The organism is Herbiconiux liangxiaofengii (assembly GCF_041927335.1).
Lineage (GTDB): Bacteria > Actinomycetota > Actinomycetes > Actinomycetales > Microbacteriaceae > Herbiconiux > Herbiconiux liangxiaofengii.
Genome location: NZ_JBHFHD010000004.1, coordinates 74,877 through 95,416, shown reverse-complemented (window position 1 = coordinate 95,416; position 20,540 = coordinate 74,877). Strand labels below are relative to the sequence as shown.

General features: G+C 71.6%; 21 protein-coding genes and 1 pseudogene. 10 read left to right on the top strand and 12 right to left on the bottom strand.

The genetic code is table 11. The annotated features are described in order from the left end of the window. Nucleotides 1-77 precede the first annotated feature (77 nt). Both ACEXOR_RS02280 and ACEXOR_RS02275 read right to left on the bottom strand, forming a co-directional pair. A complete protein-coding gene (locus tag ACEXOR_RS02280) occupies nt 78-536 on the bottom strand; it encodes a DUF3253 domain-containing protein (RefSeq protein WP_374847777.1) in 459 nt (152 codons plus the stop codon). A gap of 74 nt (nt 537-610) precedes the next feature. Further along, nucleotides 611-1,174, bottom strand: a complete 564-nt coding sequence (locus ACEXOR_RS02275; RefSeq protein WP_374847776.1) for a TetR/AcrR family transcriptional regulator — start codon at nt 1,172-1,174, stop codon at nt 611-613. A 103-nt stretch (nt 1,175-1,277) separates the two neighbouring features. On the opposite strand from ACEXOR_RS02275, the gene ACEXOR_RS02270 reads away from it, so the two are divergent. Next, nucleotides 1,278-2,396, top strand: coding sequence for a zinc-binding alcohol dehydrogenase family protein (locus ACEXOR_RS02270; RefSeq protein WP_374847775.1), 1,119 nt, complete (start codon nt 1,278-1,280; stop codon nt 2,394-2,396). Between the two features lie 81 nt (nt 2,397-2,477). Here the strand turns inward: ACEXOR_RS02270 and ACEXOR_RS02265 are convergent. Further along, a pseudogene (locus tag ACEXOR_RS02265) lies at nt 2,478-2,618 on the bottom strand (type II toxin-antitoxin system PemK/MazF family toxin); the annotation flags it as partial. 247 nt (nt 2,619-2,865) lie between these two features. Here ACEXOR_RS02265 and ACEXOR_RS02260 point away from each other — a divergent pair. Further along, on the top strand, nt 2,866-3,678 hold the full coding sequence (locus ACEXOR_RS02260; RefSeq protein WP_374847774.1) for a TspO-related membrane protein: 813 nt from the start codon (nt 2,866-2,868) through the stop codon (nt 3,676-3,678). An 11-nt stretch (nt 3,679-3,689) separates the two neighbouring features. Further along, nucleotides 3,690-5,333 carry a DHA2 family efflux MFS transporter permease subunit gene (locus ACEXOR_RS02255; RefSeq protein ID WP_374847773.1) on the top strand — a complete coding sequence of 548 codons (1,644 nt, stop codon included), beginning with the start codon at nt 3,690-3,692 and terminating at the stop codon, nt 5,331-5,333. Nucleotides 5,334-5,343: 10 nt separating this feature from the next. On the opposite strand, the gene ACEXOR_RS02250 is transcribed toward ACEXOR_RS02255, so the two are convergent. The 6 genes from ACEXOR_RS02250 to ACEXOR_RS02225 form a co-directional block, all read right to left on the bottom strand. Further along, nucleotides 5,344-5,601 (bottom strand): hypothetical protein, encoded by a 258-nt coding sequence (locus ACEXOR_RS02250; protein WP_374847772.1) that lies wholly within the window; start codon nt 5,599-5,601, stop codon nt 5,344-5,346. A 148-nt stretch (nt 5,602-5,749) separates the two neighbouring features. Next, complete coding sequence (locus ACEXOR_RS02245; RefSeq protein WP_374847771.1) at nt 5,750-6,724, bottom strand: LPXTG cell wall anchor domain-containing protein; 975 nt, start codon at nt 6,722-6,724, stop codon at nt 5,750-5,752. Nucleotides 6,725-6,831: 107 nt separating this feature from the next. Continuing rightward, nucleotides 6,832-8,268: an LCP family protein gene (locus tag ACEXOR_RS02240; protein WP_374847770.1), complete on the bottom strand. Its 1,437-nt coding sequence runs from the start codon at nt 8,266-8,268 to the stop codon at nt 6,832-6,834. A 104-nt stretch (nt 8,269-8,372) separates the two neighbouring features. Further along, nucleotides 8,373-8,933 carry a hypothetical protein gene (locus ACEXOR_RS02235; protein ID WP_374847769.1) on the bottom strand — a complete coding sequence of 187 codons (561 nt, stop codon included), beginning with the start codon at nt 8,931-8,933 and terminating at the stop codon, nt 8,373-8,375. Between the two features lie 12 nt (nt 8,934-8,945). Continuing rightward, a complete protein-coding gene (locus ACEXOR_RS02230) occupies nt 8,946-10,094 on the bottom strand; it encodes a zinc-dependent alcohol dehydrogenase (RefSeq protein WP_374847768.1) in 1,149 nt (382 codons plus the stop codon). A 106-nt stretch (nt 10,095-10,200) separates the two neighbouring features. Beyond that, nucleotides 10,201-11,124 (bottom strand): quinone oxidoreductase family protein, encoded by a 924-nt coding sequence (locus ACEXOR_RS02225; RefSeq protein WP_374847767.1) that lies wholly within the window; start codon nt 11,122-11,124, stop codon nt 10,201-10,203. A 76-nt stretch (nt 11,125-11,200) separates the two neighbouring features. Here ACEXOR_RS02225 and ACEXOR_RS02220 point away from each other — a divergent pair, with 76 nt between their 5' ends. Continuing rightward, nucleotides 11,201-11,662, top strand: coding sequence for a MarR family winged helix-turn-helix transcriptional regulator (locus ACEXOR_RS02220; RefSeq protein ID WP_374847766.1), 462 nt, complete (start codon nt 11,201-11,203; stop codon nt 11,660-11,662). 25 nt (nt 11,663-11,687) lie between these two features. On the opposite strand, the gene ACEXOR_RS02215 is transcribed toward ACEXOR_RS02220, so the two are convergent. Continuing rightward, nucleotides 11,688-13,175 carry a sensor histidine kinase gene (locus tag ACEXOR_RS02215; protein WP_374847765.1) on the bottom strand — a complete coding sequence of 496 codons (1,488 nt, stop codon included), beginning with the start codon at nt 13,173-13,175 and terminating at the stop codon, nt 11,688-11,690. After that, nucleotides 13,172-13,897, bottom strand: coding sequence for a response regulator transcription factor (locus tag ACEXOR_RS02210; RefSeq protein WP_374847778.1), 726 nt, complete (start codon nt 13,895-13,897; stop codon nt 13,172-13,174). Before ACEXOR_RS02210 ends, ACEXOR_RS02215 begins: the two co-directional genes overlap by 4 nt. A 164-nt stretch (nt 13,898-14,061) precedes the next feature. On the opposite strand from ACEXOR_RS02210, the gene ACEXOR_RS02205 reads away from it, so the two are divergent. The 3 genes from ACEXOR_RS02205 to ACEXOR_RS02195 all read left to right on the top strand — a co-directional run bounded on the left by ACEXOR_RS02205 (nt 14,062) and on the right by ACEXOR_RS02195 (nt 16,526). After that, complete coding sequence (locus ACEXOR_RS02205; RefSeq protein WP_374847764.1) at nt 14,062-14,781, top strand: GNAT family N-acetyltransferase; 720 nt, start codon at nt 14,062-14,064, stop codon at nt 14,779-14,781. A gap of 165 nt (nt 14,782-14,946) precedes the next feature. Continuing rightward, nucleotides 14,947-15,228, top strand: coding sequence for a hypothetical protein (locus tag ACEXOR_RS02200; protein ID WP_374847763.1), 282 nt, complete (start codon nt 14,947-14,949; stop codon nt 15,226-15,228). A gap of 194 nt (nt 15,229-15,422) precedes the next feature. Beyond that, entirely contained in the window at nt 15,423-16,526 is a 1,104-nt protein-coding gene (locus ACEXOR_RS02195; RefSeq protein WP_374847762.1) for a fatty acid desaturase family protein, read from the top strand. Between the two features lie 39 nt (nt 16,527-16,565). Here the strand turns inward: ACEXOR_RS02195 and ACEXOR_RS02190 are convergent, their stop codons facing one another. Continuing rightward, nucleotides 16,566-17,732: an FAD-dependent oxidoreductase gene (locus tag ACEXOR_RS02190; RefSeq protein ID WP_374847761.1), complete on the bottom strand. Its 1,167-nt coding sequence runs from the start codon at nt 17,730-17,732 to the stop codon at nt 16,566-16,568. Nucleotides 17,733-17,874: 142 nt separating this feature from the next. Here ACEXOR_RS02190 and ACEXOR_RS02185 point away from each other — a divergent pair, with 142 nt between their 5' ends. From ACEXOR_RS02185 to ACEXOR_RS02175, 3 genes are read left to right on the top strand one after another with little or no spacing between them, the layout of a single operon-like run. Continuing rightward, on the top strand, nt 17,875-18,777 hold the full coding sequence (locus tag ACEXOR_RS02185; protein ID WP_374847760.1) for a MetQ/NlpA family ABC transporter substrate-binding protein: 903 nt from the start codon (nt 17,875-17,877) through the stop codon (nt 18,775-18,777). An 8-nt stretch (nt 18,778-18,785) separates the two neighbouring features. Continuing rightward, nucleotides 18,786-19,859: a methionine ABC transporter ATP-binding protein gene (locus ACEXOR_RS02180; protein WP_374847759.1), complete on the top strand. Its 1,074-nt coding sequence runs from the start codon at nt 18,786-18,788 to the stop codon at nt 19,857-19,859. Further along, nucleotides 19,852-20,511 carry a methionine ABC transporter permease gene (locus ACEXOR_RS02175; protein ID WP_374847758.1) on the top strand — a complete coding sequence of 220 codons (660 nt, stop codon included), beginning with the start codon at nt 19,852-19,854 and terminating at the stop codon, nt 20,509-20,511. Before ACEXOR_RS02180 ends, ACEXOR_RS02175 begins: the two co-directional genes overlap by 8 nt. Nucleotides 20,512-20,540: the final 29 nt, after the last annotated feature.

The following is a 20,540-nucleotide window of genomic DNA, read 5'->3' as shown; positions in this document are numbered from 1 at the left end:
CGCGCGCGGGTTGCGTCGCGAAAAGTCGTGCTCGCGGCCCCGCGAAAGCGACTTTTCGCGACGCAACGGGGGGTGGGTTAGGGGCGGGTGCGGCGGATGCGGATGGGGCCCTTGGCCGTGGAGGGGTCTACCACCGAGCCGCCCTGGGTGATCTGCACGTCGCCCGCGTCGACGAGGCGTCGGGCCGCCCGGCGGGCGGGCTCCATCAGGTCGCGCCACTCCTCGCCGCCGATCGCCCGCGCCGCGTCGGACGGGCAGATGGTGGAGGTGGCAGCGCGCTTCGCGAGCAGCTCGAGGATGGTGTGCTCGAGCTGCCGGTCGACCGCCGTGACACCGCGGGAGCGGCACGCGTCGGAGCAGTAGCGCACCTCGTTCCAGTCGCGGGCCCACTTCGCGCGCCACTCGATGCGGCGCCCGCACGAGGCGCACGTCTTGGAGTCGCCGGGGCCTCCGCTCGGTGCCGCGCCCGCGCCCGAACCCGCGGCCGGGTCGCTGCCCGACGACCGGGCGTCGCCCGCGCGCTGCCTGTGTGCCATGCGTCGAGTCTGCCCCCGACGCGCCCGCTCCGCATCGGGCCGCGGGCCTCGGGCGCCGGGCCGCGGGACTCGGGTCAGGCCGCGACCGCCGCCTGCAGCTCCCGGCCGGTGGCCGCCACGATCTCGGCGAGCGGGCGCGGGTCGCCGTCGAGCCAGCGGTCGAGCGAGGCGTCGAACACGGCCACCGCGACCGGTGCCAGCAACGCGGCCGTCGCATCCGGAACACCCCGGCCCCGCAACCCCTGCTCCACCGCTGCCGACAGCACCTGCCCCTTGAGCAGCTCGCGCTCCCGCAGCCCGTCGTCGGAACGGATGACGGCCCGCCGGGCCACGAGCTGCTCCCGCCACGGGTCGAACCGGGTGGCGGTGGCCGAGGCGAGGCCGTGCATCACGAGCTGCATCGGCGTGAGGCCGTCGGGCGCCGCCGCCGTCACCGACGCCACGTAGGCCGGCAGCTCGCGCTCGGCCACGAAGAGCACCTCGCGCTTGTCGACGAAGTGGCGGAAGAAAGTGCGGGTGGTCAACCCGGCCCGGGCCGTGATCTGCGGAACAGTGGTGGCCGCGAACCCCTGCTCGGCGAACAGCTCCAGGGCGGCTCGCTCGAGCCGGGCGGCGGCGTCAGGCTCCCAGCGACTCATCGGGCAACCCTATCCGATGACACGCAATGTCGTCGATCGGTGTACAGTGATGGCATTGCGTGTCATGACCGACGGATGCGCGCTCCACCAGAGAAGAGACCCCGTGCCCGAGAACTCCGCCGCCTGGCTCACCGAGAAGCGCGCCGACCTCGTGGTCGGCCCCGCCCCCTACCCGGTGGCCGGTGAGGGCCAGCTCGTCGTGCGCAACCGAGCCGTGGCCATGAACCCGCTCGACACCGTCAAACAGACCACCGGCGACCTGATGTACTCGTGGCTGCCCTACCCGGCGGTGCTGGGCGAGGACGTCGCGGGCGAGGTGGTGGAGGTCGGCGCCGGGGTCACCGGGTTCGCTGTCGGCGACCGCGTGCTCGGGTATGCCGTAGGCATGGAGAAGTCGCGCAACTCCGCGGCCGAGGGCGGATTCCAGCGGTACACCGTGGTGCTGGCGCGGCTCGCCGCCCTGATTCCGGATGAGCTGGCCTTCGAGCAGGCGGCCGTGCTGCCGCTCGCCCTGTCGACGGCGTCGTCGGCGCTGTTCCAGCGTGATCAGCTGGGGCTCGCGCATCCGTCGGCCGCGCCCGAACCCACGGGCACGACCGTGCTCGTCTGGGGCGGCTCCACCAGCGTGGGGTGCAATGCCATCCAGCTCGCCGTGGCGGCGGGGTACGACGTGATCACCACCGCGTCGCCGCGGAACCACGACCTCGTGCGCGGGCTCGGCGCGCGACTGGCCTTCGACTACTCCAGCCCCACCGTGGTCGCCGACATCCTCGCCGCTCTCGAGGGGCGAGAACTCGCGGGTTCGCTCGCCGTGGGAACGGGGTCGGCCGAGCCCGTGGTGGCGGTGGCCTCGCGGGCGACCGGCAGTCGGCGCGTGGTGATGGCCAGCCCCTCGGTGTCGCTCGACACGCTGCCACGGCGCGGCGGCCTCAGCTGGGATTTCGTGCGCACCATGTCGCGCCTGGTGTGGGCCAACGTGACCCTGCAGGCGCGCAGCCGGTTGCACGGAGTCAAGGCGGGGTACGTGTGGGGCAGCTCACTGATGGACAACGAGGTGGCGCCGGCGGTCTACCGCGACTTCCTGCCGCAGGCGCTGGCCGAGGGGCGGTACGTGGCGGCTCCCCGCGCCGAGGTGGTGGGCCACGGTCTCGAGGCGGTGCAGCCGGCCCTCGACGCGCTCCGCGCCGGGGTCTCGGCCCGGAAGCTCGTCGTCACCCTCTGAACACATCTCCGGTTCACAGGGCCAGCACCAGACGCATCCCCCGCTCCACATCGTCGAGCAGGTAGCCAGGGAGCTCCCCGGCGCGATGATCACACAGGTGGCCAGACCACTCCGATTGAAGGCGTCTGCCTGAACGACCAGTACCGGCCGGCGACGAGCGGGCGCGCTGCCGACCGCACGACCGAGCTCGGCCCACCAGATGGATCCACGAGCGATCACCATGACTCGTCGCCCCGCAGCGCCTCCGCGTCAGCCTGAGACCCGGCCGCGAAGTCGAGCGCCTCGCGCCGCCCCTCCGCCCCTGAGTACTGCAGCGCGGCGTCGATCCGCGCCGTGAGGTCACTCTCCTCCAGGGCCAGTGGGCATGTGACGTCCGATCTATGCGGTTAGGCAACAAAGTTACTAAGATGGTTAGCGAATTCGAGTCGCATCCGTTCGGGGCTGCGACGCGCGACGCAGAGGAGCCATCATGACCGACACCGCCACACGAGCCGATCGGGTGCGTCAGGCGGTGGTCGCGGTGAGCGCCGTGATCGCCGTGGTCGGGTCGTTCATCGGCTCGGGCGCGGTGGTCGGCACGCCCATCCAAGAGGCCGCGGGCGGCACCCTGAGCGCCGACTCCACCCTCATCGCCCCGGCGGGGCCCGCGTTCTCCATCTGGTCGGTGATCTACATCGGCCTCATCGCCTACGCCATCTGGCAGCTGCTGCCGAAACAGGCCGCGCGCGACCGCAACCGCCACCTCGGCTACCCCGTCGCGGTCACCCTGGTGCTCAACGCCGCCTGGATCCTCAGCGTGCAGGCCGGCCTGCTCTGGCTCAGCTGCATCGTGATCGTGGCGCTGCTCGTTGCGCTCCTGGTCGCCTTCGTGCTCGTGCTCCGCACCCGCGCGACCGACCAGGGCATCGTGGAGTCGATCGTGCTCGACGGCACCGTCGGCCTCTACCTCGGCTGGGTGTCGATAGCCACCGCCGCCAACCTCACCGCCGGCCTGCAGACCGCGGGCTTCACCGGCTTCGGCTGGGCCCCGGATGCGTGGGGCACCGTGATCGTGATCGTCGCCGGGCTCGCGGGGCTGGCCCTGGCCGTCTACGGCCGTGGCCGTCTCGCCCCCACGGCTTCTCTGGCCTGGGGCCTGGCCTGGGTGGCCGTGTCTCGCACCACGGGCGAGCTGATCTCGGCTCCCGTCGCGACCGCCGCCACGATCGTGGCCGCCGCCCTCGTGGTGGCGACCGTGATCCTCCGCCTCGCCACCGGCCGCCGCGCCGCCGACCGGCGCTGAACGGCACGACCGTGACCTCTACCACCACCACCGCACCCTCCTCCCGCGCCCGCTGGGCCGGCCTCGTGTTCATCAGCGTCGCCGTGGCGCTGATCATCGTCGATTCCACCATCGTGAACGTGGCCATCCCGTCGGTCATCGACGATCTGGGGATAACCTCCACCCAGGTGCAATGGGTGCAGGAGTCGTACACCCTCGTGTTCGCGGCCCTGCTGCTGGTGTTCGGCACCCTCGCCGACCGCTTCGGCCGCCGCCGACTGCTCGTGATCGGCGTGCTGGTGTTCGCCGCCGCCAGCGTCTTCGCGGCGACGGCCCAGAGCGGCGACCTCCTCATCCTCGCCCGCGTGGTGCAGGGCGTCGGCGGGGCGATGGTGCTGCCCACCACCCTGTCGCTCATCAACGCCACCTTCCGCGGCAAGGAGCGGGCCATCGCATTCGCCGTCTGGGGCTCCACCATCGGCGGCATGACCGCGGTGGGCCCGCTCCTCGGCGGCTGGCTCACCACCTATTTCTCCTGGCGCTGGGCCTTCGGCATCAACATCCCGCTGGGCGTCGTGATCATCGTGGGCGTTCTCGTGTTCGTGCGCGAGTCGAAGCAGCCGGTGAGCGCATCCGGAGCACCCGCCCGAGTCGACGTGGTGGGCGCGCTGCTGTCGGTGGTGGCGAGCGCCAGCCTGGTGTTCGGTCTGATCGAGGGCCGCACCTACGGCTGGTGGCTCACCGACGAGGCCCTTCAGATCGGTGACTGGACCTGGCCGTTCGCCCTCTCGCCCGTGCCCCTCGCCTTCGCCCTGGCCGTGCTCGCCGGCGTGGGCTTCGTGCTGTGGGGGCGCGCCCGGGAGCGAGCCGGCAGGAGCGCCATGCTCGCGTTCGACCTGTTCCGCATCCCGAGCTTTCGCAACGGCAACCTCGCCGCCATGATCGTGTCGCTCGGCGAGTTCGGCATCGTGCTGTCGCTGCCGCTGTGGCTGCAGAACGTGCTCGGCTTCGACGCACTGCAGACCGGCCTGGTGCTCGTGGCCCTGGCGGTGGGCTCGTTCGTGGCCTCCGGCTTCGCCGGCGCCTTCGGCAACCGCATCAGCGCCATCGTGATCGTGCGGGTGGGCCTCGCCGCCGAGATCGTGGGCGTGGCGGGGCTCGGTCTCGTGATCGGCCCCGACACCGCGTGGGCTCTGCTCATCCCGTTCCTGTTCGTCTACGGCTTCGGCGTGGGCCTCGCCACCGCGCAGCTCACCGGGGTGGTGCTGAAGGATGTGCCGGTCGAGCAGAGCGGCCAGGGCTCGGGCACGCAGAGCACCGCGCGTCAGATCGGCTCCGCGCTCGGCATCGCCGTGCTCGGAACGGTGCTCTTCACCACCGCCTCCCTGCAGCTCGACGCGAGCCTCGCCGCGAGCGGCGTGCCCGACTCCGAGCGTTCGCAGCTCGTGTCTCAGGTGGTCGACAGCTCCGGTGCGGCGATCGCGGGCCTCGCCGAGAACCCTGCGATGGCCGCCGTGGTGACGGATGCGAAGGCCGCCTTCTCCGACGGCACCCGCTACTCCGCGTTCGCCGCGGCGGGCTTTCTCAGCATCGGCTTCCTCGCCACACTGCGCCTCGGCTCCCGCGACGACCGCGCCGGCACGCGCACGCCCGATCGAACGCGCGCCCGGCGCTAACCCGAACGCGTCAGAGCCCGGGCAGTTTGGCGATGGCCTCGTCGGCCTTCTCCGGGCTGACGCCCAGATCGTCGACGAGCAGGATGCGCGCCGGGGCCGTGTCGCCGTTCGTGAGAGCGGCGTACGCGGCATCCGCCCTGCCGGCCACGGCCGGGGTGGGCTTCTTCGTGACGCCCAGCTGGTCGGCCAGCTGCTGGGCGGTGTCGACGCCGTAGGCGGTGGTGAGCAGGGCCGGCAGGCGGTAGCCGCCGAGGGGTCCGAGATCCATGGGTGATCCTTTCGTCGCAGGGTGCGGTGCGCTCGCGACCGCGTGCTGACCGACCGTACGCTCGCCGATCAGATGTGCCAGGGGGTTGCCGGAGACGGCGAAAGGGCCGGAGATCGCTCTCCGGCCCTTCCTGTACTGCTGCGGCGGGTTACGCCTTGACCGAGCGGCGGCTGCGCAGGGCGACGCCACCGACGACGGCGGCGGCACCGGCGACGAGTGCACCGAGGCCCAGGGCCACGGCAGCGCTGTTGTCAGCGGCACCGGTGTTGGCCAGCGTGGCGGCCGGACGCTGCACCGGGTTGTTCACCGGAGCGGCGATTCCGCCGTCGAGGGTGACCCAGAGGTTGATGCGGCCGAACTCGTCGAACGCGGCGATCTCGTGGGGGGCGTCGGTGTAGGCGACCGGAACCGTGAAGTCGACGGCTCCGCCGACGATCGAGGTCGACGAGAGGAACGTGGCGGCGCTGTAGCCGTAGAAGTCCACGGGGTGCGGCTCCTGCTCACCGACGCGCGTGCCGTCGATGCCCGAGACGATGTCGCGGAACTTCAGGGTGAACGACTTGCCCTTCTCGTAGCTGTCGGGCGTGAAGGTGTAGTCGGCGTAGGGGATCAGCCAGTCGAGCTCTTCGGAGTCGGGCGCCGGGCTGGAGGGCACGTCGCCGGGGGTGAACTCGCCGGTGGCCTCGTCGAGCGTGTACTCGATGGCCGCGTGACGGTAGATGGCGGCGTTGGCGTCGTAGCCGGGAGCAACCTCGACGGCCTCGGCGGCGACCTTGGAGCCGGCCTCGGAGCCGTTGACGACGCCGATGTACACCGGGCCGGCGAAGTTGTCGAGCTCGGCGAAGTAGCCGTCGGTGTCGGCCTCGGGCTGAACGGCGGCGCTGGTGACGCGCGGCTCGTCGCTGCCGGGCAGCGGTGCGGCCACGAAGACGGTGGCGTTGGCGTAGTCGTCGGGCAGGCGCACGATGACGGTTCCGCTGTTGGCCGCGACGACCTTCTCCAGCTCGGGATCGCTCGCCGCAGTGGCGGCCCCCGCGCCGATCAGGCTGGCCGAAGCCAAGGCAACGGCCACGCCGGTGCCGATGAGCGCTCGTCCGAGCGCGGTCGAGATGGTCGACTTCACGTGTTTCCCCCTAGTTCGAAGGACGGCGCGCGAGATAGCACTTCGTCGTCCTGGATTGCTGTAAGGATGCCCGACAGTTGTCGAGAGGTCAACCCCTTGTCTGAGTGTTACGGAAGAGTGCACACAGAAACCGGCTCCGCCGACGGCGCGGTTGCGGCTGCGGGCGACCCGGGAGCTGCCTCGGACGGCGTCGCCGGCTCGAAGACCGGAGCCGGAGCCGGAGCCTCGGCCTCGGCCCCCGCCCCAGCGTCGCCCTCCCCCTCGCCCCCCGCGAGCGCCTCCTCCACCGCCGAGCGAACCACCCCGAGATCGGGCTGCAGCGGCTCGACCAGCGGATGCGTGAGATCGACCCGCGCCACCGACTGCGTGCGGGCTCGCTCGGCCAGAGACGCCAGCACCCCGAGCGACTCCACCGGGATGTCGGTGCGGAGGCCCTCGGTGGTTCCCGCGAGCGACAGGAAGGCGCCCAGCGCGTCCGCGGGATCGAGCTGGGCCAGCAGGGCGTCTTCGATGCAGCCCTGCCGCTGCATCCGTTCGGAGTTCGAGCTGGCGAAGCGCGACCGGGCGAACCAGAGCGCGGTGTCGCCGTCCATGTGCTGCACGCCGGTGGCGATGGGCGGCCCGACGACGGTGAGCTGATCGCTGCCCACGTCGGGCACGCCGGTGCGCGGCACCTCGACGCCCACGTCGACCGTCACCCCGCCCACCGCGTCGATCAGCCGCACGAAGGCGTCGAGCTCCACGTACACGTAGCCGCTCACGGCGAGACCGGTGTAGCCCTCGACCGCCTCGGTCAGGGAGCTCATGCCCGGGTCGTCCGACTCCGGCCAGAGCTCGGGATGCTCGTTGCCGTAGGGGTAGGTGTGGTTGAGCTCGCACCCGGTGAGGCACCGGTTGCCGTCGGGGAACTGCGCGGCCAGCGCCGATCCGGCCGGGAAGTCGAAGTTCTGGCTGGTGCGGTCGACCCCCACGACGGCGGTGCGACCCGAGGCCACGTCGACGCTCACCACCGAGATGCTGTCGGGCATCACCACCGAGCGCCCGGGGGCGCGGTCGGCGCCCACCACGAGGATGTTGTAGCGGCCGTCGTGCGCCGTGAGCGCCGAGCCGCCCGAGAACACCGAGTCGACGATGCCGCGCCCGGTGAAGGCCGAGGCGGCCACGAGCGAGCACACCACGGCGGGCACGAGCAGCACCGCGACCGCCGCCGTCCGCCCGCGACGCGGCACCGGATGCACGCGCCGCACCAGGTCGCCCGTTGACGCCGCCACGAACACGATCCACCCGGCGGCCAGCACCCCCACCGCCCCGAGCACGTCGACCGCCCCGGCGAGCGCGACGGCGTCGAGCGGATGCAGGGCCAGGCGCAGGGTGACGGCCACGACGCTCAGCAGGGTGATCGTCGAGAGGGCGAGCAGGGGCATCCCCACCCGTCGCAGACCCAGCAGCAGATGGCCCGCGCCGGGCAGCACGGCCCCGAGCACGAGGGCGGCGGCGAAGCGCCGCGGAGCAGGATCGACCGACACGCCGCCCTCCCCTCTCACCGACGCACATCCTCGCACCGATGCGGCCCGGGGCGAAACGCCCCTCCCGGCGCGGCGACCGCAGGGCGGAGCGTCAGGGGCGGAGCGTCAGGAGCGGCGGGGCGTCAGCGGCGGAGCGCCCGGCGCAGCACCGCCCACACCGCTCCCCCGGCCAGCAGCCACGGGCCGGCCACGATGATCGGGTCGAGCCACTGGTGCCGCAGGTCGACGCGGCCACGACGCGAGGTGATGGGATGCAGGTGCGGCTCGGCCAGGATGCCCGTCTCGGTGACGGGGTTGTCGGGCCTGAGGGTGAACAGCGAGCGCAGGTGGGCACCGGTCGACTCCACCCGGTCGCCCGCGATGAGCAAGAGCCAGTGCGCCGTGCGCGCCTCGCTGAACCTGTCGTACGCCACGCGACGGATGACGCCGGAGAGCCCGTGGAGCGGCTGCGCCGTGCCGAACACCGGGGTCAGCTGTCCGTGCTCGATGCTCTTCTCGCGCCCCTCGCGGGGCTGCTGCTCGTCGGGATAGACCCAGTGCGCCCCGCTCGCCCCCGGGTCGAACCGCTCCTTGGGCCACGCCGGACGGTCGGCCGGGTCGAGGTCGACTCCCCACCCGGGGATCCGGGCGCGCAACTCGTCGGGTGACGGCGGCTGGATGGGCTTGTCTGCGGTGTACGGCATGGTCGCTCCTCCTCAGCCGGCGTTCGCGACGACGACGGTCTTGATGCAGCCGTCGAGCTTCGACGAGAACATGTGGTACCCCTCGGCGATGTGCTCGAGCGGGATGCGGTGCGTGATCATGCCGCTCGGCGAGATCAGCCCGTTCTGGATGTGTTCCAGGAGCCGTGGCCACTGTCGCTTCACGGGGGCCTGGTTGGTGCGGATGGTGAGGCCCTTGTTCATCGCGTCGCCGAACTTCACGGCGCTGAACAAGGGGCCGTAGGCCCCCATCACCGAGATGGTGCCGCCCTTGCGCACGCCGTCGATGGCCCAGTTCAGGGCCACGGGCGAGCCGCCCTGCAGCTTGAGCTTCGCCGAGGTGACGTGCTGCACGAGACTGCCGTCGGCTTCGGCGCCGACGGCGTCGATGACGACATCCGCCCCGAGCCACCCCGTGGTCTTCTTCAGCTCCAGAACCACGTCGTCGACCTCGCGGTAGTCGAGGGTCTCGGCGAAGGCGAACTCGCGCGCCTTCGCCAGGCGGTAGTCGAGCTGGTCGACCACGATCACCCGCCCGGCGCCCATCAACCACGACGATCGTGCGGCGGCGAGGCCCACCGGTCCGGCACCGAGCACCACCACGGTGTCACCCTCGACGATGTCCCCGAGCTGGGCGCCGAAGTAGCCGGTGGAGAAGGCGTCGGTGAGCATCAGGGCGTCCTCGTCGGCGAGCCACTCGGGGATGACCATCGGGCCCACGTCGGCGAACGGTACGCGCACGTACTCGGCCTGGCCCCCGTCGTAGCCGCCCGTGGAGTGCGAGTAGCCGTAGATGCCGCCGATGGCGGTGGCGTTCGGGTTCACGTTGTGGCAGTTGGAGTAGAGGCCACGGGTGCAGAAGAAGCACGAGCCGCAATAGATGTTGAAGGGCACCATGACCCGGTCGCCCACGCGGAGGTTCTGCACCGACGACCCCACCTCGTCGACCACGCCGATGAACTCGTGCCCGAACGTGTGCCCGATGCGGGTGTCGGGCATGAGGCCGTGGTACAGGTGCAGATCGGAGCCGCAGATCGAGGCGAGCGTCACCTTGATGATCGCATCGTTGGGATGCTCGATCCTCGGATGCGCCTTCTCCTCGACCCTGATCTTGTACGGACCGCGGTACACCATCGCCTGCATCTGCTGCCTCTCGCTCGGATGCCCACACTCACCCCGGCCCGTGGCCCCCGCGAGGGGCTTGACACCCGCCCTGCCACCGACCCGAAGCCCCGGCCCGACCGGCCTGTCAGGGCACGAAGACGACACGCTCGGGGGCGCCAGGGGCCGGCGCCCAGGCCTCGGCCACCTCGGCGAGCGGCACGGCGCGGGCGCTCACCCGCACGGCCCCCGAGGCCACGAACTCCGCGAGCGCCGGCAGCTCGGCGACGATGTCGCGGGTGCTCACCGATCCCTGCCCGCTGCCCACGATCGACAGGGCCGACGAGCGCAGTGCGGCCGAGGGGATCGGTGCGTCGGCTCCGGCGATCGAGCCGATCTGCACCCAGGTGAGCGGCCTGCCCCGGTCGGCCCGCTGCTGCACGATCGCCCCCATGGCCGTGGCCGCCGGCTCGCCCCAGACGTAGTCGAGCACCAGGTCGGCGTCGGATGCACGCCCCGCGTCGGCGAAGGTCAGCACCTCGTCGGCACCCAGGGCCCGCAACTCCGCGAAGCGCGAGGTGTCGCGGGCCACGGCCGTCACCCGGCCGGCCCCGAGGTGCCGGGCGATCTCGAGGGCCAGGCGGCCGGCGCTCCCGGCCGCTCCGAGCACGGCGACGTGGGCACCCGCCGGCAGCTCGGTGCGGCGGCGCAGCGCGATCCACGACGACATGGCCGGGTTCATGGCCGCCGCCACCACCACCGGGTCGAGCCCCTCGGGCAGCACCACACTGGCGCGGCGGTCGATCAGCACGCGTTCGGCCATGGCGCCCTCCTCCACCACGAAGTAGCGCAGGTGGCCGTCGGAGTCGCGGCCGACGCCGTCGACCCCCGGAACCATCGGCAGCGTGCCGGTGGCGGTGTAGTGGCCGCCGTCGGCCTGAGACCGCACGCGGGGATGGAGGGCCGAGGCCAGCACCTCCACGATGAGCTCGTCGGGCCCGGTGGCGACCGGGTCGGTGAAAGGGGCGAAGCGGGGTGCGTGGGCGAAGTCGGTGACGACGGCAGCGTGCATGAGGGGGTCTCCGGTCGATATAGTTGGTGTTACGAACGAATGTAGTTCGTGATACGAACCAAGTCAAGGAGTGCGGATGGGCGACCCCGAGATCTCAGCGAGCACCGAGCCCGACGGCACCAGCGAGCAACCGCTCCTCGTCGACGCCCTCGCCCAGACCGCGTTCGTGATCACGAGCGTCCTCAACCGCATCGCGGCCGAGAACGACTTCTCGCTCACGCAGCTGCGGCTGCTCGGCGTGCTGCGCGGTCGGCGACCCCAGATGAGCCGGTTGGCGGCCTACCTCGGGTTGGAGAAGTCGACCCTGTCGGGCCTGGTGGAGCGCGCCGAGCGGCGGGGACTCGTGGCCCGCGGGCGCAGCAGCACCGACGGGCGCGCGGTGGAGGTGTATCTCACCCCCGCGGGCGAGGCCGCCGCCCGACGGGTGCAGGACGACGTGCGCGCCGCGGTGCTGCCGGAGACCGCCGCCCTCTCCCCCGAGGAACGTCGAACCCTGCGCCTGCTGCTCGAGCGCATGCTCGGCCCGGCGCCCCTCTAGCGCCTCGCCGACCCGTCGGCCGGCCCTAGGTGGCGACGGGCGACAGGTGCACCGTGAAGGTGGTTCCGGCCGGCGAGGAGTCGACGTCGATCGACCCCTCGTGCGCCTCCACGATCGACGAGACGATCGCGAGTCCCAGCCCCGTGCTGCCCGAACGTCGCGAGCGGGAGGAGTCGCCGCGCGCGAACCGCTCGAACAGCTCCGGCACCAGCTCGGGCGCGATGCCCGGCCCGTCGTCGGCCACCGCCAGGGCGATCGACGGACGCCCGTCCGCGCCCTCGAGAACGGTGACGCTCGAGGCCACCGTCGTGCCCGCCGGTGTGTGCACGGCCGCGTTCGAGAGCAGGTTGAGCACCAGCTGGTGCAGCCGCTCCCGGTCGCCCGTCACGGTGACGGGCTCATCCGGAACCGCCACCTGCCAGCGCTGACCGGGCCACGACGCCCGCGCATCACTGACCGCGTTCACCACCACCTCGCCGAGGTCGATGCTGTCGAGGTGAAGGTCCTGCCCCTCGTCGAGCCGGGCGAGCAGCAGCAGGTCGCTCACCAGGGAGTTCATGCGCTTCGCCTCCGACTCGATGCGCGCGAGCGAGTACTCGGTCATCTCGGGCAGGGCGGCGCTGTCCTGCCGGGTGAGCTCGGCGTAGCCCTGGATGGCGGCCAGCGGCGTGCGCAGTTCGTGACTGGCGTCGGTGACGAAGCGGCGCATCCGTTTGTCGGTCGCGGCCCGTACGGCGAGCGCGTCGTCGACGTGCGCGAGCAGGCGGTTGAGCGCCTCGCCCACCTTGCCCACCTCGGTGCGCGCATCCGTGTCGGCCTCGGCCACGCGCGGGGTGATGGCCACGTCGCCGCGGTCCAGCGGCATGGTGGTGACCTCGGTGGCGGTGGCCACCACGCGCCCGAGCGGCCGCAGCGCCAGGCGCACCACGATCACCACACCGATCAGGACGACGGCGAGCGCGAGCAGCGAGAGCACCCCCACCGTGATCGCCTCCTGCAGAACGGCCGCCTGCACGGTGGCGAGGGAGACCCCCGCCACGAGCAGGTCGCCGTGGCTGTCGAGCTGGGTGGCCACGCGGTACGAACCGAGACCGTCGAGGTCGATGTTCTGGTGCGTGCCGACCGCGAAATCGGTGTCTTCGAGCTGCTGCACCACAGCGCCGGGCAGCGGCGCGGCATCCGAGTCGGAGAAGAGGGCGGAGTCATCCACCCGGCCGTCGGAGATCAGGGCGATCACACCGCCGGGGCCGTGGCCCACGTAGTCGACCAGGGGCTTCACCGGCTTCGGATGCGCGGAGTCGCTCTGCGCCTGGTTGGGGTAGCGCACGTACTCGACCGTGTGGCTGAGCGCCGACATCGATCCGCTCAGCTGGGTGTCGATCACCGTGGTCACCGACGCGGAGAGCGTGACCACCGTGATCACCCCGACCGCGGCGAGCACGGCGGCGACCAGCGCCACGGTGCCGACGACGAGCCGGCGACTGATGCTCCAGGGGCGCCGGGCCGCGCTCACTCGACGGGCCTCAGCACGTAACCGACGCCGCGCACCGTGTGGATCATCGACGGCCGGTCGGAGTCGATCTTCTTGCGCAGGTACGACACGTACAGGTCGACGATGGAGGCCTTGCCCGCGAAGTCGTAGTTCCACACCCGGTCGAGGATCTGCGCACGCGAGAGCACCCGCCGGGGGTTGCGCATGAAGTACCGCAGCAGTTCGAACTCGGTGGTGGTGAGGGCGATCTGGTCGCCGGCCCGGGTGACCTCGTAGCTGACCTCGTCGAGCACGAGGTCGCCCACCACGATGCGCGACTCCTCCTCGGAGGTGGTGGTCATCGAGCGGCGCAGCAGGCCGCGGAGTCTGGCGACGAGCTCTTCGAGGCTGAACGGCTTGGTCATGTAGTCGTCGCCGCCGGCGGTGAGGCCGATGATGCGGTCGTCGACCGAGTCGCGCGCGGTGAGGAACAGGGTGGGCGCCGACCCCTCGAGCTCGCGCAGCTGGCGCAGCAGCGAGATGCCGTCGGTGTCGGGGAGCATGATGTCGAGCACCACCACATCGGGGCGCGACTCGCGGTACGCCTGCAGGGCCGTGGCGCCGTCGTGGGCCACGTCGACCGTCCACCCCTCGTAGCCGAGGGCGAGACTCACGAGGCTCGTGAGCACGGCTTCGTCGTCGACCAGCAGCACACGGATGGGCGAACCGTCGGCCCGGTAGATGCGCGGCAGCTTCGCCAGCACCGCGCGCCGTCGCCCCGTGGCCAGCAGGTCGTCGGGGGAGGAGGAGTTCGCCACCTCCCTATTGTTCGGGCAGAGGGGCTCCGGCTCCAGCCGGCATCCGTCATTCATAGCGACCTCAAATGTTCTCAGGCCGCGCGCATCGGTGTCGTGGCTACGGTCTCCGCATGACGCAGACCCGACCTGCCGCCCCGCCCGTCCCACTGCCCGAGTTCGGGATCGAGGTGCCGGAACGCGTGTTCCGGCCGCGCGAGCGCACGGTCGAAGCGCCCTCGCGCGCCCGGCGCCTCCGCGACGGCCTGGCCTCGGCGGGGCTGCGCCGGCCGCGCGTGCTCCGGGGAGCGCGCACCGAGCAGCCGTTCGACGCCCCCGTGCTGCACACCCCCCGCCTGACGCTGAGACCTCACCGCCTCACCGCCCAGGATGCCGCGGACTGGTTCGACCTGCAGTCCGATCCCGCGGTGCGCGAGTTCCTGCCGTGGCCCAAGCGATCGCGGCAGGAGTCGCGACGGCACCTTCGCGACCGCACCCGGCACACCCGGTTGTGGCAGGCCGACGACTTCCTCGCACTCGCGGTGGAGTTCGAGGGGCGGCTCGTGGGCGACGTGTCGCTGCACCTGCGCACGGTGGCGGCCACGAAGCGCTCGGTCGAGGTGGGCTGGGTCGTGCATCCGCAGCTCGTCGGCCGCGGGCTCGCCACCGAGGCGGCCGAGGCGCTGCTGTCGTTCGCGTTCGGCACGGTGCGCGCCCGCCGCGCGCTGGCGGTGACGGATGCGCAGAACCGGCGCTCGATCGCCCTGGCCGAGCGACTCGGCTTCGTCGAGACGGCCGACCCCCGGCCCGCCGGCGCCGAGGCGGCGTTCGAACTCGCAGCACCCCGCGAATAGCACGATGCACGCATTCGGCCAAGGCCGTCGCGTGGCCTGAACCGCCCTCCTAACGTCGGGTTACGAAGCGATGCGTCGAGCGCCCCGGGTCTCCCGGCAGGTCGAGCTCGACCGCTTCAGAGGTGGAAACCGTCCGCCCGCCCCGTGAATGAAGGAGACTCAGCCATGACAACCGCCCCCCAGCGCACCACCGCCCAGAACGACGGATTCGCCCGCCGCGTCGTCACCGAGACCAAGGCGGCCTTCAAGACCACCGAGTTCTACGTGTGGCTGCTCGTGTCGGTCGGGATCCTGATCGCCGCCGCCGTCACCGACAACGGCGACGACGGCCAGGGCTTCGGCGCCGACCACGCCTGGCAGTACGTCGCGGTGGTCACCGCGGCGTACATCATCAGCCGCGGCATCGCGAAGGCCGGAACCCGCGGCCCCGCGAACAGCGACGACTGACCCTCGCTCGCGCCGGGAAGCCGCCCACCCCTATGGGGCCGGGCGGCTTCCGTGTTCCCGGCGCACCCCGCCCCTTCGATGACCCGTCGGCGGGGCCTTGACACACCCGGGGGCCGGACGCAACGGTCTTGGGCAGCCGGTCGGCGCGGCATGGGCTGGAGATGTCAGATCATCCGTCGCTCGGAGGCCCGCGAATGTCCCCAGTCACTCCCCGTTCCACCGCTCCTCGCCCCACCAAGACCCGCGCGCGAGCTGCCGAGCGGGCGCCCAGCAGCTACACCGAACTCGCCGAGAAGGTGCGGGCGGCCGGGCTGCTGCGGCGACGGTACGGCTACTACTGGATCAAGCTGATCGGCCTGCCGCTGCTGGTGGTCGCCACGCTCGGCGTGTTCGTCGTGGTGGGCGACACCTGGTGGCAGCTGGTCACAGCCGTGGGGCTGGGGATCCTGTTCGCCCAGGTGGCGTTCCTCGGCCACGACGCCGCCCACCGGCAGATCTTCGTCTCGGGCCGGGCGAACGACTGGGCGAGCCTGCTGCTGGCCGACCTGATGGTGGGCATGAGCTACGGCTGGTGGCGTCACAAGCACTCGCGCCACCACGCCAACCCCAACAAGCGGGGCGCCGACCCCGACATCGAGATGCCCGTGATCCAGGTCACGCCCGAGCGGGCCGCCCGAGGCCGCACCGCGGTGACCCGCTGGGCGATGGCGCACCAGGGCGCGTTCTTCTTTCCGATCCTCCCGCTGGAGGGCCTGTCGCTGCACGTCTCGGGCATCCGCCGGGTGTTCTCCCGCGAGCCGGTGCAGCGGCGTTGGGTGGAGATCGTGCTGCTCACCGTGCGCCTGGTGGGTTTCGTGGCGCTGGTGTTCGTGGTGCTCTCACCGGGCGTGGCCGCGGCGTTCCTCGCGGTGCAGCTCGGGGTGTTCGGGTTCTACCTGGGCGCCACGTTCGCGCCCAACCACAAGGGCATGGCCCTGGTGGGGCACGATGAGAAGCTCGACTTCCTCAGCCGGCAGGCCATGACCAGCCGCAACATCCGGGGCGGCCGCTTCGTCGACGTCGCGATGGGCGGGCTCAACTACCAGATCGAGCACCACCTCTTTCCGTCGATGCCGCGACCGCACCTGCGGAAGGCCTCGGTGATCATCGCCGAGCACTGCCGCACCCACGGTGTTCCGTACACCGAGACCAGCCTGCTCACGTCATACCGCATCATCGTGGCGTACATCAACCACGTGGGGCTCGGCGAGCGCGACCCGTTCGAGTGCCCGATGCTGGCGCAGCGGCAGAGCCTCTGACGGGCGGTCGGGGCGCAGGGTGGTCGGGGCGCGGCCCGGTCAGCGCACCGGCTGCGGCCGGCGGCGATCGGCGCGGAGCGAGAAGACCGCCGGCGCCCGCACGCCCTCCGTGAGGTCGGCCAGCAGGCCGCCCACCACGGGCACGAACTTGAAGCCGTGGCCCGAGAAGCCCGCCCCCACCGCCACCGGGCCCACCCGGTCGATCACGAACGCGGAGTCGCGGGTTGAGGTGTAGGTGCAGCTGATCTCGGCGTACTCCGTGGGGTCGACGCCCGGCAACCACTCCCGCGCGTAGTGCTGCAGGGCCGCGAACCGGCGCCGGTCGGTGCGGGCGGTGGGCGCATCCGGATCGGTGACCGCGCCGGCGCCGTGCCAGCCCACCTTGACGCCCTCCCCCGGGGTGAGCAGGCCGTAGACCGGCGCCGGCCAGTAGCCGTAGCGCGGGTCGGGCGCCGGCAGATGGTTGAAGCCGGGCCAGGCCGCCGTGTCGTCCAGCGGCCGGAAGTGCGCGGGTTCCTCCCGCGTGACGGTGAGCTTGGGCAGCACGAGCACCGAGCCGAGCAGTCTCGAGGTCCAGGCTCCGAGGGTCACCACCAGGCGGCGGCACTCGAACAGCTCGGGGTCGCCCGAGGGCTCGTCCGCGGCATCCGTCGGTGTCACCTCCACCGCGGCCCGGTCGTCGCCGAGAACCCGGATGCGCGTGACCCGCGCACGGTGCCGCACGCGGGCGCCTCGCGCCACAGCGGCCTGCTGCAGAGCCGCCACCGCGCCGTCGGCGTCGATGCGGCCGCCCTGGGGCGCCACCAGCACCTGCCCGTCGAAACGGATGCCCGGCCAGCGCCTCTCGGCCTCGGCCGGCGCGATCAGCTCGGCATCGAAGCCCCTGTTCGGCAGCATCCGTGCCATGTCGGTGTAGGCCGGGTTGTGCCCGTGGCTGACGATGCCCGTGCGGGTCAGGAGCGACCGGTCGGTCTCGGCCTCGAGCTCCTGCCAGAGCCGATCGGCGTCGGCGAGCATACGCAGGTGAACCGGATCGGCATAGGCCACGTTGAAGTTGCGGGAACGGCCGTGCGAGGCGCCGTGGGTGTGCCCCGGCTCGAATCTCTCGAACAGGGCCACCTCGGCGCCTCGCCCGGCCAGCTGCCACGCGGCCGCCGATCCCATCGCCCCTCCCCCGAGAACGATGGTGTCGATGAAAGCGGGCATGGGGTGACAGTAGGCAGGCCTCGTCGACGGCCGCATCCCGGCTGAAACAGTGTGTCGGCAGGTTCCGCCGTGTTACGCCCCGGCTTCGCGGGCCCGGGCCGCGACTTTAGTGTCGCTCCCCTTACCACGAGAGGAAACACCCATGTCGATCACCAAGAAGTTCATCGCGGCAGCCGCAGCCCTGCCCCTCATCGCCGTTCTCGCCGGCTGCGCGGGCAGCTCCGACGCCGCCGGTTCGGGCGACGGCGACACCGCCCCCGTGCGCATCGGTGTGGTGGGCGCGAGCGACCCGTACTGGGAGACCTACACGCAGGCGGCGGCCGACGAGGGCATCCCCGTCGAGATCGTCGACTTCTCCGACTACGCGCAGCCGAACCCCGCGCTCAGCGAGGGCGAGCTCGACCTCAACCAGTTCCAGCACATCGTCTACCTCGCGCAGTACAACGTGTCGGCGGATGAGGACCTGGTGCCCATCGGCTCCACCGCGATCTACCCGCTCGGGCTCTACTCCACGAAGTACGACTCGGTCGACGCCATCCAGCAGGGCGACACCGTGGCCGTGCCGAACGACGAGAGCAACCTCGCCCGGGGCCTGCTCGTGCTGCAGTCGGCGGGCCTGGTGGAGCTGAAAGACGGCGGCAGCATCTTCTCCACCATCGACGACGTCGACGAATCGGCCTCGAAGGTGAAGGTCACCACGCTCGACGCCGCCCTCACCGCCACCTCGCTCCCCGACGTGGCAGCCGCCATCGTCAACAACGACTTCATCGAAGACGCCGGGCTCACGGCCGACGACGCCATCGCGCAGGACGACCCGAGCGACCCGAACGCCCTGCCGTACGTGAACATCTTCGCGGCCCGCGCCGAAGACAAGGACAACGAGACCTACAAGAAGCTCGTCGAGCTCTACCAGAACACCGCGTCGGTGACGGATGGCGTGGTCGAGGCCTCGGGCGGCACCGCGGTGCTGCTGAAGACCCCGGTCGCCGACCTCGAGAAGTCGCTGGCCGACGTCGAGGCCGACACGAAGGCGCACGAGGGCTGATCGCGTCGATGACGTCGAAATCCGCACCGCTCGTCAGCCTGCGCGACGTGCGCAAGACCTATCCCTCCGCCACCCGGGGTGCACCCCGGGTGACCGCGGTCGACGGGGTGAGTCTCGACATCGTGGCCGGCGAGGTCTACGGCATCGTCGGTTACTCCGGCGCCGGCAAGAGCACGCTCGTGCGCCTGGTGAACGGGCTCGAGTCGGTCACGTCCGGCAGCATCACCGTCGGCGGCGTGGAGCTCAACGGCCTGCCGGAGCGGGAGCTGCGGCGGCTGCGGGTGGGCATCGGCATGATCTTCCAGCAGTTCAACCTCTTCACCTCCAAGACGGTGCTCGGCAACGTGGCCTACCCACTTCGGGTGGCCGGCACCCCGAAGGCCGAGATCGGCCGCCGGGTCGACGAGCTGCTCGGGTTCGTGGGGCTCGCCGACAAGGCGGGCAGCTACCCCGAGCAGCTCTCGGGCGGCCAGAAGCAGCGGGTGGGTATCGCCCGGGCGCTCGCCACGAGCCCGCGACTGCTGCTGGCCGACGAGGCCACCAGCGCGCTCGATCCCGAGACCACGCACGAGGTGCTGGGGCTGCTGAAACGCGTGAACGACGAACTCGGAGTGACCATGATCGTGATCACCCACGAGATGGACGTGGTGCAGACCCTCGCCGACAAGGTGGCCGTGATGGACGGCGGCCGCGTGGTGGAGCAGGGCGACGTGTTCGACGTGTTCTCGAACCCGCAGCAGCCGTCGTCGCGACGGTTCGTCTCCACCGTGGTGCGCGGCGTGCCCTCCGACGAAGAACTCGCCGTGCTGCGCGAACGACACCCGGGTGAGTTGGTGACGCTGTCGTTCCGCGACGGCGGAGCGTCGCCCGCCTCGCAGGGCGACGTGTTCTCGACCCTGGCCCGAGCCGGGCTCGGCTTCGAACTGGTCTATGGCGGGGTCAACGACATCCGGGGCCGCGTGTTCGGGCACCTGACGCTGGCGCTCACGGGAGCGTCGGCCGACGTGGAGCGGGCTCTGGCGGCGCTGCCGGACGGGGTCGGGGTCACCCGGCTCGCGGGCGGGGGGTCTGGCCGTGGATGAGCTGATCCCGCTGCTGCCGAAGCTGGCGACCGCCACCTACGAGACCCTCTACATCGTCGCCCTGAGCCTGTTGTTCGGCGGGGCGGGCGGATTGCTGCTGGGGCTCGGGCTCTACACCACCCGGTCGGGCAGCCTGTACCCGAACCGGCCGGTGTTCGCGATGCTGAACGTGCTGGTGAACGTGTTCCGGCCGATTCCGTTCATCATCTTCCTCGCCGCGGCACAACCGCTGGCGCGGCTGGTGGTGGGCGTGGGCATCGGCAACTCGGCCATCGTCTTCACGCTCTCGCTCGCGGCGGCCTTCGGCATCAGCCGCATCGTAGAGCAGAACCTCATGACGGTGCAGCCCGGCGTGATCGAGGCCGCGCGCTCGGTGGGCGCGAGCCGGCTGCGCATCATCGGCACGATCGTGCTGCCGGAGGCGCTGGGGCCGCTCATCCTCGGCTACACCTTCATCCTGGTGGCCCTCACCGACATGTCGGCGGTGGCCGGCCTCGTGGGCGGCGGCGGGCTCGGCACCTTCGCCATCCAGTACGGCTACCGGCAGTTCGAGCCGGTGGTGACGTGGGCGGCGGTGATCGTGATCATCGTGTTCGTGCAGGCGGTGCAGTTCTTGGGCAACTGGCTGGCGCGGAAGGCGTTCCGGCGCTGAGCCGGCGGCGGCGCTCCGGTCGAGGCGGC